Origin of the sequence: Tundrisphaera lichenicola (genome assembly GCF_051175385.1) — a bacterium.
GTDB classification, from domain to species: Bacteria; Planctomycetota; Planctomycetia; order Isosphaerales; family Isosphaeraceae; genus Tundrisphaera; species Tundrisphaera lichenicola.
In genome coordinates this window covers 6101783-6116271 of sequence record NZ_CP195106.1, presented here as the reverse complement: position 1 = coordinate 6116271, position 14489 = coordinate 6101783, and the positions used below count along the sequence as shown (strand labels likewise).

The following is a 14489-nucleotide window of genomic DNA, read 5'->3' as shown; positions in this document are numbered from 1 at the left end:
GTCGATGGCATTCGCCACCATCAACTACTTCAGCCGCTCCCTGGTCAAGGCCTCATCGTTCAACGTCGTGTTTCCCGACGACCCGAACGTCCCTCGCCCGTGGTCGGTCTTCTACCTCCTGCACGGGCTCTCGGACGACCACACGATCTGGGAGCGTCGGACGAGCATCGACCGATATGTCGAAGGGCTTCCGCTGGTCGTCGTAATGCCCGACGGCGGTCGCGGGTGGTACACCAATGCCGCCGAAGGATACGCCTACGAGGACGACTTCATCAAGGACGTGGTCGGGCTCGTCGATCGGACCTTCCCGGTCAAGGCCGAACGAGAGGGCCGGGCGATCGGGGGCCTCTCGATGGGCGGCTACGGGGCGGTCAAGCTCGGGCTGAAGCACCACGAGATGTTCGCCAGCATCAACTCTCACTCCGGGGCCCTCGGTTTCCTCCGGACCGATCCCGCGAAGGCGAAGGAGCTGAGCCCCGAGTTCTCCAGGATCTTCGGAGAAAGTCCGGAAGGCGGCCCCGAGGATCCCTTCGCGATCATCGAGAAGATCGACCACGGCCGGATCCCCGCCATGCGGATCGACTGCGGGACCGAAGACTTCCTGCTCGACCAGAATCGGGCCTTCCATGCTCACCTCGACGCCATGAAGGTCCCCCACGAGTATCAGGAGTTCCCGGGAAGCCACAACTGGGCTTACTGGGACGAACATGTTCGGCAGGCCCTCGCCTTCCACGTCAAGAACCTAAAGTTGGGCGGCGACTCGGCGAAGTGACCCGACGCCTGCCCTGGGGCTGACACGCCCGGCCCGGAGGATATCGAGCCGTGCTCCGCGAACTCTCGGTCCAGAATCTCGCCCTGATCGAAGATGCCCGCGTCGACCTCCGCCCCGGCTACTGCGCCTGGACCGGAGAGACCGGCGCCGGCAAGAGCCTCCTGCTGACGGCCCTCGGGCTCGTGCTGGGGTCCAAGGCCTCGGCCGAGCTGGTCCGGGCGGGTAAGGAGGAGGCCCGGGCCGCCGCGGTCTTCGAGGTCGATGACCCTCGGCTTCGGGCCGATCTCGAAGCCATCCTTGGCGGTCCGATCGAAGAAGAAACCCTGATCCTGACCCGCCGGATCTCCGTTCAGGGACGATCGGTCTCGCACGCCAATGGGCTCCCCGTGGCCGTGAGCACGCTCCGCGAGCTGGGCGAACGGCTGATCGACGTGCACGGTCAGCATGAGAGCCGGGCCCTTCTCGACCCCGACCGCCAGCGGAAGCTCCTCGACTCCTTCGGCGAGGTCGAGCCGAGGCTCGAAGTCTATCGGACGCGACGGGAGGCCCACGCCTCGCTCCTCTCCCGCCGAGCGATCTTGCTCCGCGACTCCCAGAACCGCGAGCGTGAGCGGGCATTACTGAGCTTCGAACGCGACGAGCTGGCCTCGGCCGACCCCCGCCCCGGTGAGGCCGACGACCTGACCCGCGAGGCTCATCGCCTGGGCAATGCCGAGTCGATCCGATCGGCGGCGTTGGATGGTTTTTCGCTCCTTTACGACTCCGACCGATCGGCCCAGGGACTCCTGGAGAAGGCGGCTCGCAAGCTCTCCCCGCTGGCCGATTCGGTCCCCGAGTTCGCCGACGCCGCCGCCGATCTCGCCCGCCTGGCCGACGAGGCTCGCGAGGTCGCCTATGCCCTTCGCCGGTTCGGCCAGGGGTGGGAGGGGGACCCGTCCCGGCTCGAAGAGGTCGAGTCCCGGCTGGCCCTCTATCGACGGCTGTCCGCCCGGTTCCGATGCGAGCCCGACGACCTGGCCGAGCGTCGGGCGGAGGTGGAGCGGCGACTCCTCGCCATCGACGGGGATGATGCCGATCTCCAGGCCCTCGACGCCCCGTTGGCCCGGGCCTGGGTCGAGGTCCGTGATTCCGCCGAGCTGGTCAGTACCTCGCGACGGAAGGCGTGCCGGGCCTTCGCCAAGGCGGTTCAATCGCAGCTCAAGGCGCTCGGGCTGGGTGGGGCACGGCTGGAGATCCGGGTGGTCTCGGACCCGCTCGGGGACGACCCCACGGCCGCCCCGGGCCCGGAAGCCGGGGCCGACCGGGTCGAGTGGCTGTTCGCCCCCAATCCCGGCGAGGAAGCCCGACCGCTCCGCAAGATCGCCTCGGGCGGCGAGCTCTCGCGCGTCATGCTCGCCGTCAAGACGGCGCTGGCCGAGGCGGACCGGGTCCCGACCCTGGTCTTCGACGAGATCGACACCGGGGTCGGCGGGCGGCTCGGGTCGACGCTCGGGAAGAAGCTCTCCGAGCTGGCCCGTCATCATCAGGTGATCTGCGTGACGCATCTCCCGCAGATGGCCAGCCACGCCGCTCACCAGTGGATCATACGCAAGCAGACCGAACGGGGCCGGACCCGGACCACGATCACGCCGCTCGACGACGCCCAGCGGGTCGAAGAGATCGCCGCCATGCTCCGGGGCGACTCGGCCGCCGAGGGGACCCGGAGGGAGGCCCTGGCCATGCTCCAGGAGGCCCGACAGCCCTGATCGCGACTCAGTGGGCCGAGCGAGCCAGGTCGTCGACCCTCCCGAGCATCGAGACGATCGCGCGGAGATAGCCGAGCGAGCTGGCCAGCCAGTCGAGGTCGCGGTCGTGCCAGGGGATCGCCTCGACGATCTCGGGTCGTGCGAGCGAGCCCTCGGCGTATCGACGCTCGCACGACGCGGCCAGGCGGACGATCGCGGCCAGCGATTCGGGGGTCAGGTCGGGGAAGTGCGAGAGCCAGGACGGATCATAAATCGGCAGGTCATAGGTCCTCGGGTGCAGCTCGATCGAGAGCAGGAGCCCGGGGTTGGCCCGGTGGAGGATCGCCAGGAGGTCGGGCATCGGCAGGATGCCCGAGCCCACCGGCCGAGCCTGCCAGCAGAGCCCACGCGGGGTGAAGGCCAGGACCGCGTCCTTGACGTGGGTCGCCAGGACGCGCGAGGCGAGGCGTTCGGTCGTCGCGATCGGGTCGTCCAGGCGCATCGGCAGGTTGCCGGTGTCCAGGGTGATCCCCAGGACCTCGGGCGCGAATTCGTCGAGGAGTCGTTCGAGTTCGATGGCCGTGGCGTCGGCGTGGGTTTCCAGGGCAACGGCGACACCCAGGTCACGCAGGAGGGGCTCCAGTCGCCTCAGGACGCCCCGCGACTCGTCGATCTGGGCTTCCCAGTGCATGTCCGCACGGAATCGGTCGTGGCGGTCGCCAAGGTAGGCGCGGACATGGCGGCAGCCGAGGAGCGAGGCGGCCTCAATGTGCCTGGTTAAGTCGCGAACGACCTCGGTCGAACTGACCTCCTCGGCCTTCTCGCGGGACCGACGAGCCGGGTTGGGCGAGGGGATTCCGATCTCCAGGACCACCCCGAGATTCTCGGCCGTCGCTCGGGCCTCGGCGAGTCGGGTCGGATCGAGATCCGGGACGATGGAGGTGGGGTCGAGGAATTGTACCCCCTCGATCCGACGCTTTCGGGCGAATTCGAGGATCGCTTCGTAAGGTAGGCCCCGTCCCTTGATGGTATAGGCGTCGAATCCGATCCGCATGATCGAGTGCCTCCAAATCGGGATTCCGTGGCCGGGCTTCCGACCCGAGAGGGGCCGACTCTCCCTAAAGATCGCAGGCCCGGAGATGTCTCGCAAGCCGGTCGACCCCGGGGGAGCATGCCGGTTCGGATGAGTCTCCCGCGGGCCGGTTGTCGCTCGACTCCCGATCGGCTCGAGCTTCCCCCGGGGGAAAAAGTCGCGAGGGTGGGTTGACTCGACCCGCGACGGAGCGTATTTTGACGCTCGTTCAAGGGACGCGACACCGACGATAGTCGGCCGCAAGCCTCCCTCTCGAACCGACCCTGATCGACTTCAACCCTTCTCGCCTTGCCGTTTCACGGACACGTCGACTCGTGTCTTTCTGATTATAGATGAAGAAAAAGATGTTTCGACCCAAGGCTGCCAAGGATGTGCGGGCCCGGTTCGATTCATCATGAGGAGGGGGCGTGGTCGCACTACCTGCGCCACCGTCCCCCGGCGAGCGGCCGCGCGGCTCGTGAGTCCGTCTTGGCAGGAGGCCGAGGCGTTCGCGAGTCGGGTCTGGCCGGTTCGTCGAAAAAACCGGCTCGGCTCTTCGGCCGAGCTTTATCGGTGACGACCGGCCGGGGCTCGCGTGGCCCTGGCCGGTCGTCACCGTTTTCATTCCCCCCTCAATCCCTGATCTGATCCCAGATCTGTCGAGATTGGGGATTTTTTTGATTTCAGCTTGGGTTTAATTCGGCCTGGAAGACCTTTCCAAGATAAGCAGAACACATGGGGCGAGAAGGATCGGATTTCCTCAGATCCCTTCGAACGGTTGCCCTTCGTAGAGCTTGATGTAGCTCTCATAGCGCCCGGAGTGGATCTGGCCCCAGTAGACGGCGTCCCTCACGGCGCACTCGGATTCGTGGATGTGCGAGCAGTCGGGAAACTTGCATTTCGGGATATAGGGTCGGAATTCGACGAAGTGTCCCTCGATCTCCCCGGGCTCGACGTCCCAGAGTTCGAACTGGCGGAGGCCCGGAGTGTCCACCACATAGCCCCCCGATTCGAGCCGGATCAGCTCGGCGGCGGTGGTGGTATGCTTGCCCTTGGCGGTCCAGTCGGAGACCTCGCGGACCCGGAGATTCAGCCCCGGCTGGATCGCGTTCAGTAGCGAGCTCTTGCCGACCCCGCTCTGGCCCGAGAAGGCGGTGGCCCCCTGCGAGAGAAGCTCGCGGAGCCGGGCGATCCCCCGGCCGTCGGCGGCCGAGGTCGCGATGGTCTCGTATCCCAGCTGCGTGTAGAGCCCGATCACCCACTGGTAAGGGGCGACGTCCACGAGGTCGGCCTTGTTCAGGACGATGATCGGCCGGACGCCCCCCTTCTCGGCCGAGATCAGGTAGCGGTCGATCAGCGGGAGCTTCAGGCCGGGCTCGGCCAGCGCCGAGACGATCAGGAGCTGGTCGACGTTGGAGACGATGACGTGCTCGCGCCTCCGGTAGCCCCGGGTGATCGTCCCGGTTCGAGGCTCGACATTCTCGATCATCCCCTCGTTGTTCACCGGGCGGAACCAGACCCGGTCGCCGACGGCCACGACGTTCCGGCCGTCGATCGCCATCGTCTTGAGGATTCTCCGGACGTTGCAACGGACCTCGTGACCGTCCTCGGCCTGGACGACCGAGACCAAACCGTGGACCCGGACGACCCGCCCGACCTGGCAGGTCGAGAGGTCGACGGCCAGCCGAGGGGCGAGGTCGACCCCGTCCTCTCCCTGGGTCACCTCCTGCATGATCGTCCGGTGTCGGGAGAGATCCCCCTTGGCGCGGACGCGCTCGCTGGAGGCTTGCTCGTTGGCGGCGGAGTCGGCCTCGCCATATCCTCGGGTCATATCGTTGGCCCGGGTCCGTTTCTGGCGGTTCTTATTGAACGCCACCCGGACCTTCTTCTTCTTCGCCACGAGACACCCCCGGACCGATCGATCGACTGGGACTCTTCTCCTCTTCAGGCTAGGGGGGACCCGACTCGCCTGTCAATTCAAGAGCCCGACGATCGGGGCGGGAGTGGGATGGTCGACCCCGCTTGATATCGGGACGACCGGGTAGACCGTCGGCGGATTACCCGGGAATCCCCCGGGCCTGGACCGGCCGGACTTCAGGAACAGCCCAGGTCAGCTTCGAGGACGACGCTCGAGATCCGGCTGGCCAGATCGGCCGCGGCGGTCGGAGTCAGCATCACCAGGACCGAGCGTGTCCCTCCCAGGGTCGTCATTCGCAGACCGACGACCGCGCCCGATTCCTCATCCGCCGGGGCCAGTCGGACGCGGATCTTCGTGACGAAGTCGTCGAATTCAACCTCCGTTTCCTCGGGGCCGGGCCTCAAGATGCTCAGGAGTACCGAAGAAGTGCAGGGTTCGAGATCATCGACCGTCATTTGGACTATCCTTGGATGAAATTCCCGAGGCCATATTGGCCTCAGGGTCGTTGGCCGGACGACCCGCTGAACATCGATGGCCGGGCTACCTGCGCCCCGGGGATCATCTTGAACGAAGACCCCTCGGTCGTCCATCGATCCGGGAGCCAGAATCGATCTGTCGGCCTGGTAACGGTTAACGTTGGGGCGTCGGGGCCACAGTCCGGGCCATTCGCTGTTGGATTTCCTGGTCCCTTGAGGCGTTCTTGCTACGATGTGCCCGAGTCCGGGAGGGTCTTTGCTCGTGAGGAAGTGATGGGGAAGGGGTTGAGCCGTCTCCAGCGGGAGATTCTCGGAGTGGCCTACGTCGCTCAGGAAGTCCAGCGAGATTGGTCCGTGGCCGAGATGCGCGTTCATTTCCTGAACCGACTGGGCCTCTGGGCCATCTACCACTACCCGGCGGGCGGCAAGCGAAGCGCCCTGAACACCCCGAACGTCCGGGTGGCCCGCGCCGCGATCTCTCGGGCCGCGATCCGCCTGGAACGCCGAGGTCTCCTGGAACGATACCGGCGGACCGGCTGGCTACTGACGCCTCCGGGAGAATCGATCGGAGAAGCCGAGGCGGGGCCGTTCCGCGGCCTGATCGATCTGAGAGCCCTCTGCGCCCTGGAGATTCTCCGGGATTCGCCCGGGCTTGCCCAGCAGTGGGACTGCACGCTGGCCGAACTCCGCGCGGAGTTGGGGGAACGCGTGCGCGATTTGCCGGATCCTATCCGCTGAGGGTGGCGGTCGAGTTCGGACCCTGTCCTGATCCGGGGAGCGGCGAGTTCCGCGATCCCGGGCGGGTCCGAGCGCCATTCCAGGTGTCCCGGACCGTTCCGGCTCCCGCTCCCGGGAGAGGGCGAGGGTCGGCGAGATCGCAGGATCCTTCGGCAAGACCCGGCCGGCTTCTCGGAAATACCCGGGGAGGATGTTGCCGAGCCGGTGGACCCGACTTAGGATGCGAAGAGAGGGCTGGCCCGAAATCGAACCTCCCGGCGTGGCGGGGTCCTTCCCGAACGCCCGACCCAAGGCCTCCGCCCGAATCGACTTCGTCTCGCGAACCTCGCGAAAGGACAGCGCCCGTGCGACGACGCAATCCTCGACCCCGACTGGCCTGGAGAGCGGCCCTCGGGTTGACCTTCGCCCTCTCGATCTCGACTGCCTCGGCCTGGGGCCAGGCTCCCGTCGGCGAGGCCTCGTCGCTGGCCCGATATGTTCCCAAGGACGATCTGCTAGCCTACGTGGAGTTCGATGGCCTCGACGCCCACGCCGACGCCTGGAAGCAGACCGCCGCCTACAAGATTCTCAACAACACGACAACCGGCGCCATGCTGGAGGATCTCCTCGGCCAGCTCCTGGAAAAGATCCCCGGGAAACCCGTGGAGCCCGCCGAGGTCGTCTCGATCCTGAAGCATGTGGCCCGGTCGGGTTTCGTCCTCGGGCTTGTCGGAGATGCCAAGACCGGCGCGGATTTCAGGACGGTCCTGGTCTTCCGGGACGCCTACAAGAACAAGGATGTCCGGCCCGCCTTCGCCCGGACCTTGATCGGAATGTACCCCCCGAACTCCAAGCCTCAGTCGGTCGTCCGGGTGGGACACAAGATCATCTCGGGCACGAGTCGGGCGGGAAAGCCCCTACTCTGGTGGGTCGATGACACCCGGAAGGAGGACCTGATTGTGGTCCTTGGGAACGCCCCGGAAGCGGCGGACGTCATCCTGGAGACGATCGATGGCAAGCGTCCCAACGTCACGGAAAATCCGACCCGCGCCGAACTGGTCAAGGACGAGGCTGGATTCACCCGGACCTGCCTGGCCTTCCTCGACGCGGGGTTCCTCCGGGACGACAGGATCCCCGTGAGCCTGGGCCTCTCCACGGTGAAGCAGATCGACGTCCGATGGGGGTTCCAGGACGAGGCCCTGCGAAGCGTCACGCGAATCGCGGCCCCGAGTCCTCGCAAGGGACTCCTCGCATTGTTCGACGGTCCGACCTTCGATCAGAAATCGCTCCCTCCCCTGCCGGAGTCGGCGAATGGGTTCACGGTCCTTTCCATGGACCTGAAGTCCACGATGGACCAGCTCATCGGGGTGGCCAAGTCGATCAAGCCCGATGCCGAGGATCGGGTCAATCAAATCGTCGAGACCATCAAGACCAAGACGAAGCTCGATCTTCGCCAGGACATCCTCTCGCATCTCGGGCCGAAGGTCGCCTGGTACATCCTGCCCGAGAAGCCCGGGTCTTCGGGCTCGCAGATGCCCCCGGGGCCGGTCGGGGCGATCCTCGCCGGCGCGGGGATCGCGCAGATTCCCAAGCTGGCCATGGTCATGGATATCGATGATCCGGTGGCCTTCGGCAAGGTCCTCGATGAACTGATGGTCTACGCGAACCTGGAGTTCAAGGCTCTGGCGGCAAATCGGCCGGAGGAAGAGGCCCCGGAGCCCGGCCGTCCCGGTCGGAATCGGCCGGTCGGCCGCTCGGCCTTCGAGTTCCAACTGCTCTCCGGGAGCAGCAAGGCCTACCGCTTGAACTTCCCGTCGGAGATGTCGAACCTGGTCCCCTCCTCGTTGCGCCCGACGATCGTGGTCGGCCCGAAGCACGTGGCAATCGCCGTCTCGCCCGATCTGGCCAAACAGGCCCTCGATTCGAAGGGCTCGTGGATCGTGCCGACCGAACTCGCCGGGGCCTTCCAGGGTCTTCCCGAGAAGTTGAAATATCTCAGCGTGGATGATCCCCGGGACACAACTCCCGAGGTCCTGGCCGCCCTGCCGGCCAAGCTTCAGGTGGCCATCAACACGGCGATCATCCGGGCCCAGGCCTCGGCGGCCGGTGCGAATCCCGCCACTCCGGCGACCCCCGGCGCCTCGCCGCCGCCCGGCGAAGCGAACATGGCCAGGGGCAGGCCGGGAGCCCCTCCGGGTGGATTTCCCGGAGCCGGACCGGGCGCGCCTCCGGGCGGATTTCCCGGAGCCGGACCGGGAGGTCCTCCGGGTGGTTATCCGGGGGCTGGTCCGGGCGGACCCCCGGGTAATTCGGGAGGGAATCCGGGCGCTCCCGGGACCTCCAACCCGAACTCTCCCCCCGCCCTTTCGACGATCGCGCTGAAGATCGACGCGGCCGTGCTACCCTCGGCCGATGCGATCCGGGGGTTCCTGTTCCCCTCCGTCACATCGGTGGATGTGTCGGACGAAGGGCTCCGGATCGTCGTCCGCGAGGCCTTCCCCAAGCTGGACGATCCGTCCCGGTCGGCGGCTCTTTCGGGAGCCCTCGGAGCGTCGAGGGCCGGAACGGGACCGGCGTCCGCCTTGCCGCCCGGCGTCGCTCCCGGAGCCCCGAATCTCTCGCCTCCGCCCGGGTACAACGGGCAGGAGCCGGGACGCGGGCGACCCGGGCGACCGGGTGGCCGTTGATGACCGAAGAATCGGCGGGAGGCCGCGAGTCTGCGGCCTCCCGGTGTCCGATCGAAGAAGCAACCCTGGCCTTCGGAACGCCGAGATGGGGTGACCCTGCCGTCGACGCGCCCTCGGGGACCGCCGGTCCCCGGACCGCCTGACCGGCGTCCATGAACCAACCACGCCTTGCCGATGGGAGGCTGCATGATGGAATTCGTCCATGAGATCACCGCGTACCTCGAGAACAAGCCTGGCCGCCTGGCCAAGATCTGTTCCGCCCTGGCCCACGAGAAGGTGGACCTCCGGGCGCTCTCGGTGATGGATGCCAACGGTCGGAGCGTCCTCCGATTCGTGACCGACCAGGGCGATACAACCCGCAAGGTGCTCACCTCGCTCGGCACCGAGTATTCGGGCAGCGAGGTCCTGGCGGCGGAGATGGAGAATCGGCCGGGGGCCCTGGCCCGTTTCCTGGAGAGGCTCGCCGAGGAGCACATCAACGTCGAATACGCCTATTCTGCGGCCTCGCACACCCCCGGCCGTTCGCTGGGGATCTTCCACACGTCGAACCCGAAGCGAGCGATGCAGCTCCTGGTTGATTCGGCCGGTACCGGCTCGGGGAATTCTCCTCAGCGCCGACCGCTTCACTCGCGTTGAGATTCGATGGTAACCCCCGACGCCGGCCGTCTTCATGTGATCCTCGTCGAGCCCGAGATCGCCCCCAACGTCGGGGCGGTCGGTCGGACCTGCGTGGCGGTCGGGGCCGTGCTCTGGCTGGTCCGCCCCCTCGGCTTCCTGGTCGATGACCGGAAGATCCGACGGGCCGGGCTCGACTACTGGGATCACCTGGATTGGAGGGTCGTCGACCACCTCGACGAGGTCGTCGACGCCCTCGGTCCGGACCGACTCTGGTCGTTCAGCACGAGAGCCGACCGGACCTACACAGAGGTCTCCTACCGGCCTGGCGACGGGCTGGTGTTCGGCCCGGAGAGTCGGGGCCTCTCGACCACCTGGCTCGAATCGCAGGCCGGGCGATCCGTCCGGATTCCGATCCGGCCCGAGGCCCGGAGCCTGAACCTCTCCAACGCGGTGGCCGTCGGGCTGTTCGAAGCGTCCCGGCAGGTCGATTTGTCATGAGGGTCGCGCCCGGGTATAACCAGGACGCGCCACCATCGCGATGATCGGAGTCCGGAGAGAGTCCGAGATCATGACATTCCGCTCGTTCCTGGCCGGTTCGTGGACGTTGGTGATCCTGGGGCTCTGCTGGTTCCCTCGCTCGCTGATGCCGGTCGAGGAATCGACGAATCGTTCGTTCGTCATCCCGCATTTCGACAAGCTTGTCCACCTGGGCATCTTCGCGGTCTTCGCGTTCCTCTGGATGACCGCGGCCCGATCGCCACGTCGGGTGGTCTGGGTCCTCGCTGCGGGGGTAGCGATGGCGATCATCAGCGAGATGGGGCAGGAGTTGCCCATCGTCGATCGCGACGCGAACCTGATGGATGGCGTGGCCGACACGCTGGGGGTGGGCCTGGGAGTCCTGGCTTACCGATTCCTCGGGCGATTCTCGGGGCCTGAAGCCTGAGCGTGCCTCCACCCGCCGGCGCCGTCCCCGAGATGGCCTCGACCGCCTCGATCGATCCGGGGCTGCCCTCGACGAAGCCGGCCTCAGAACTCCATGCGCTGGAAGGCCTTGATCCCGATCCGGAGGGGCACGACCGTCCCGACGATGCCGACCACAAGGCTGGTCATGATCGCCACGCCCAGCCAGAACCGAAACTGGGTGGCCGAGAGCGAGATCCCGGCGAACTCCGGGTTGTCCTGCCCGGCGAAGTAGAGATGGCAGGGGACCGCCAGGGCCGTCACGATCGCGCAGATGAAGACCAGGCTGACCAGCAGGTTGAGCGTCCCGCCGAACCCGGCAGCGATCTTCGAGGGATCGTCCTCCTTCAAATTTGGCAGGCGGGCCCCCAGGCCCACGCTGATCCCCGAGAGCCCGAAGCAGAGGATCGCCACCATCCCCATGTGGAGGAGGATCATCCCGGGGCCCATCCGGAGCATCAGGTCGCTCAGGACGACCAGGATCTCGGTCGACACCAGGGAGATCCCCGAGGAGAACGCGAACTTCCCCCAGAGGATCGACTCGCGCTTCAGGGGCAGGAGCCCCAGGACCCAGAAGTTCCGCCCCTCCAGCGAGAGCAGCGGGAAGATGAACCGACTGGTGAAGGTCGAGAGGATCAGGGCCGTCACCGAGAGGTTCAGGAAACTGATCAGGTTCCGCCAGTAGGGCTTCTGGACGTCGTAGCTCAACCGTCGGATGTTGATGAAGTAGAACGCCAGGAGCCCGAAAAAGATCAGGAACTGCGACCACTGCGCGGGGTCTCGGCGGAAGGTCCGGAGGTCCTTCAGGATCAGGAGCCGGATCGGGTTGGGCAGGAAGAAGAAGACCCGATGGAAGAAGGTGTCGAACCCGTACCAGCCGAATCTCCGGCGCGACGACCTCCCCCCCTGGATCCGGCCGTAGCCGAGTCGGTAGAGGTCGCGGGCCACGACCGCCGCGATCAGGTAGGCCAGCCCGGCGTGGGCGGTCACGACCATCAGATAGAAGAGGCTGGTAGGCCAGTCGCCCCGGACCGAGGCGACCAGCCCCACCGACATCCACCGGCTCGGCCAGAGCGGGTTCCTGCTGAACTCGAGCCGACCCAGAAGTCCGTCGAGCCAGTCGCTCGTCAAGAGCTCTCCGGGGGTCTGCCAGATCCGGAGCCCGAAGGCGATCAGGCCCAACAAGATCAAGCCCGCCAGGAGCCCCAGGATCGTCTTCTGGCGACGGGGCAGGATCGTCGCGACCAGCAAGGCCCCCACGGCGCCGAGGCTTCCCGGGATCAGGACGAACGCCAGGAAGAAGAGCGGGAAGATCGCGTAGAACCCCCACGAGGCGTCCTCCACGATCCCGAACGAGACCATCAGGGGGCTGCCCAGCAGGAGGAATGCCCAGCTCGAATACGCGATGGCTTCGAAATATTTGTACGCGAAGATCCGGTCGGGCGAGGCTGGCGTGGTCAGCAAATACGCGGCCTCCCTCGACTGGAAGAGCCCGGTGTAGAGGATGATCCCCGCCGAGAAGATCAGCATGACCAGTAGCGATAGGAAGAACATGCTGAAGATGTATTCGACGAATTCGCCGGCCAGGTTGGGGATGAAGCTCTTGATAAAGTGGAAGCCGCCGAAGAAGAGGAAGAACAGCCCCGACCAGAAGATCGCGCTGCAAATCACGATCATCGAGAGCCGGAGCCTCGACCCCGTCAGCAGGAGATGGAGCCCATTCGACCCGAGCCGCCAGCGGAGGAAGCGGAAGGCCGAGCCGACCTGCCTCGGCGTGCTCAGTCGCGGGGGGATCGGTCCGTCGAGCCTGGTCATTGGTCGCCGCCCCTCGATCGGACCAGGAGCGGGCCATCCACAAGGGGCCGGTCCCCCCCGGTGAGCTTGAGGAAGAGGTCTTCCAGCGGGCCGTGCATCTGGACCGATTCGCGGAGCTCGGCCAGGGTCCCGTGGGCCAGCATCCGGCCCCGGTCGACGATCCCAATCGTATCGGCCAGCTCCTCGGCGATCGAGAGCAGGTGGGTCGACATCAGGACCGCCACGCCCGATCGGGCCTGCGCCACGAAGAGGTCCTTCACGATCCGGGCACTCCGGGGGTCGAGCCCGATCAGGGGCTCGTCCACGATCAGGACCTTGGGCTCGTGGACCAGGGCCGAGGCGAAGACCACGCGCTGCTTCATCCCGTGCGAGTAGTTCTCGGACAGCTCGTCGACGTAGTCGCCCATCTCGAAGGTCTCGATCAGCTCGGCGATCCGGCGGTTCGCGGCCGATCGTTCCAGCCCGTACATCTCGACCACGAATCGGAGGAACTCGCGACCGGTCAGCTTCTCGTAGAGATAGGGCTGGTCGGGGACGTAGGCGATGAGTTGGCGGGCCTCGGGGCTGGCCGCCGCGAACCCGCCCACCCGGACCACGCCCGAATCGGGCCGGAGCAGGCCGCAGACCATCTTGATGGTCGTGGTCTTGCCGGCCCCATTCGGCCCGAGGAAGGCGTAAAGCTCGCCGGCCCGGACGCTCAGGTCCAGGTGGTCGACGGCCCGCTTCGCCCCGTATGCCTTGGACACCCCGCGCAATTCGATCATGGACCTTGGACCCCGGGCGTGGAGCGATCGGGCAGACGTTCGAGGATCAGCTTGACGAACGGGAACGGGATTTCCTGGCGGAGGACCAACCCATCGCGACGGACCCAGGTCCTCGCCGAGATCGGCGAGAGATGCGTGACCATCTCGAAGACGGTCACCACGTTGTTGTCCCACTGGATCGCCCGCTTGCCGGCCACCTCGACCTTCACCAGCTCGACCCGGCCGGTCAAAGGGCTGACCACCCGCGTCTCCCAACGCTGGCCGACCTGGAGCCCCGGGAGCCGGTCGATCGGCCCCATCGAGTTCTGGATCAGGCCCCTCGGCTCGTACGGGAACGACCTGGTCCAGTTCAGGATCGGGATCGGCCCTCGGGCTTCCACCTCGATCGCCCGGCCGCGGACCCGGCCCACCAGGGTCATCAGCGGCGTGGGATCGCCCGCCGAGCGGACCTTGGCCTGGAACTTGCCTAGATTACCCGACGAGTCGATCGCGCAGGTCGTGTCGAACTCCAGCCGTTCGCCGGTCGGATCGTCCTCCTTCGGGGCGAAGGGGGTCCCCTTGAGCAACCCCCCCGAATCGAAGTAGACCTGGCTGATCAGCTCGGTCCCCCCGTCGGGAGTCCGGATCGTTTCGGTCACGGCCCGCCCGACCGATCGGAAGCTCCGATGGCCGGGGTCCTCGGCGACCGAGAGGTCCCACTGGGTCGGCCCGGATGACGCTTCGGCGGCCGCCATCGTCCGGAGGTCGGGCGGGGGCGTGGTCCAGAAATCCGGCAGGACATCGCGTCGCACGAGCCCCCCGGCCGCGTACACCCAGAACAAAAGGATGGCGACGCAGGCCGGTCGAGATGGCATGACTCGGTCTTCCCTCTTGGAGTATGATTCCAATATACGGGAGTCCCCCGCCCGAAACCAAGTAGTCGATTTTCCCTCGCCCGGTCGGCGGACTTCTTCGGGTTGACGTGCT

At 66.6% G+C, this 14489-nt stretch carries 13 protein-coding genes; 7 read left to right on the top strand and 6 right to left on the bottom strand.

Annotation, left to right across the window (positions count from 1 at the left end):
• Window positions 1–4 precede the first annotated feature (4 nt).
• Both P12x_RS24080 and recN read left to right on the top strand, forming a co-directional pair.
• Window positions 5–772 carry an alpha/beta hydrolase gene (locus tag P12x_RS24080; RefSeq protein ID WP_435007545.1) on the top strand — a complete coding sequence of 256 codons (768 nt, stop codon included), beginning with the start codon at window positions 5–7 and terminating at the stop codon, window positions 770–772.
• A 50-nt stretch (window positions 773–822) separates the two neighbouring features.
• Window positions 823–2517 carry a DNA repair protein RecN gene (recN, locus tag P12x_RS24075; RefSeq protein WP_435007543.1) on the top strand — a complete coding sequence of 565 codons (1695 nt, stop codon included), beginning with the start codon at window positions 823–825 and terminating at the stop codon, window positions 2515–2517.
• Between the two features lie 7 nt (window positions 2518–2524).
• Here the strand turns inward: recN and P12x_RS24070 are convergent, their stop codons facing one another.
• The 3 genes from P12x_RS24070 to P12x_RS24060 form a co-directional block, all read right to left on the bottom strand.
• Window positions 2525–3550 carry a sugar phosphate isomerase/epimerase family protein gene (locus tag P12x_RS24070; RefSeq protein WP_435007541.1) on the bottom strand — a complete coding sequence of 342 codons (1026 nt, stop codon included), beginning with the start codon at window positions 3548–3550 and terminating at the stop codon, window positions 2525–2527.
• A 778-nt stretch (window positions 3551–4328) separates the two neighbouring features.
• On the bottom strand, window positions 4329–5468 hold the full coding sequence (gene rsgA / locus P12x_RS24065; protein WP_435007539.1) for a ribosome small subunit-dependent GTPase A: 1140 nt from the start codon (window positions 5466–5468) through the stop codon (window positions 4329–4331).
• Between the two features lie 194 nt (window positions 5469–5662).
• Entirely contained in the window at window positions 5663–5941 is a 279-nt protein-coding gene (locus P12x_RS24060; protein WP_435007537.1) for a hypothetical protein, read from the bottom strand.
• Between the two features lie 306 nt (window positions 5942–6247).
• Between P12x_RS24060 and P12x_RS24055 the strand changes: the two genes are divergently transcribed.
• The 5 genes from P12x_RS24055 (at window position 6248) to P12x_RS24035 (ending at window position 10927) form a co-directional block, all read left to right on the top strand.
• Complete coding sequence (locus P12x_RS24055; RefSeq protein ID WP_435007535.1) at window positions 6248–6700, top strand: hypothetical protein; 453 nt, start codon at window positions 6248–6250, stop codon at window positions 6698–6700.
• 344 nt (window positions 6701–7044) lie between these two features.
• Complete coding sequence (locus P12x_RS24050; protein WP_435007533.1) at window positions 7045–9366, top strand: hypothetical protein; 2322 nt, start codon at window positions 7045–7047, stop codon at window positions 9364–9366.
• Between the two features lie 186 nt (window positions 9367–9552).
• On the top strand, window positions 9553–10002 hold the full coding sequence (locus P12x_RS24045) for an ACT domain-containing protein (protein ID WP_435007531.1): 450 nt from the start codon (window positions 9553–9555) through the stop codon (window positions 10000–10002).
• Window positions 10003–10008: 6 nt separating this feature from the next.
• Window positions 10009–10482 carry a tRNA (cytidine(34)-2'-O)-methyltransferase gene (locus tag P12x_RS24040; RefSeq protein WP_435007529.1) on the top strand — a complete coding sequence of 158 codons (474 nt, stop codon included), beginning with the start codon at window positions 10009–10011 and terminating at the stop codon, window positions 10480–10482.
• Between the two features lie 70 nt (window positions 10483–10552).
• On the top strand, window positions 10553–10927 hold the full coding sequence (locus tag P12x_RS24035) for a VanZ family protein (RefSeq protein ID WP_435007527.1): 375 nt from the start codon (window positions 10553–10555) through the stop codon (window positions 10925–10927).
• 83 nt (window positions 10928–11010) lie between these two features.
• On the opposite strand, the gene P12x_RS24030 is transcribed toward P12x_RS24035, so the two are convergent.
• From P12x_RS24030 to P12x_RS24020, 3 genes are read right to left on the bottom strand one after another with little or no spacing between them, the layout of a single operon-like run.
• The gene (locus P12x_RS24030; RefSeq protein ID WP_435007525.1) at window positions 11011–12759 is read right to left on the bottom strand and encodes a putative ABC transporter permease subunit; all 1749 of its coding nucleotides are present in this window, start codon (window positions 12757–12759) and stop codon (window positions 11011–11013) included.
• Complete coding sequence (locus P12x_RS24025) at window positions 12756–13523, bottom strand: ABC transporter ATP-binding protein (RefSeq protein ID WP_435007524.1); 768 nt, start codon at window positions 13521–13523, stop codon at window positions 12756–12758. The genes P12x_RS24030 and P12x_RS24025 overlap by 4 nt, the downstream gene beginning before the upstream one ends.
• Entirely contained in the window at window positions 13520–14377 is an 858-nt protein-coding gene (locus P12x_RS24020; protein ID WP_435007523.1) for a hypothetical protein, read from the bottom strand. Before P12x_RS24020 ends, P12x_RS24025 begins: the two co-directional genes overlap by 4 nt.
• Between the last annotated feature and the right edge of the window lie 112 nt (window positions 14378–14489).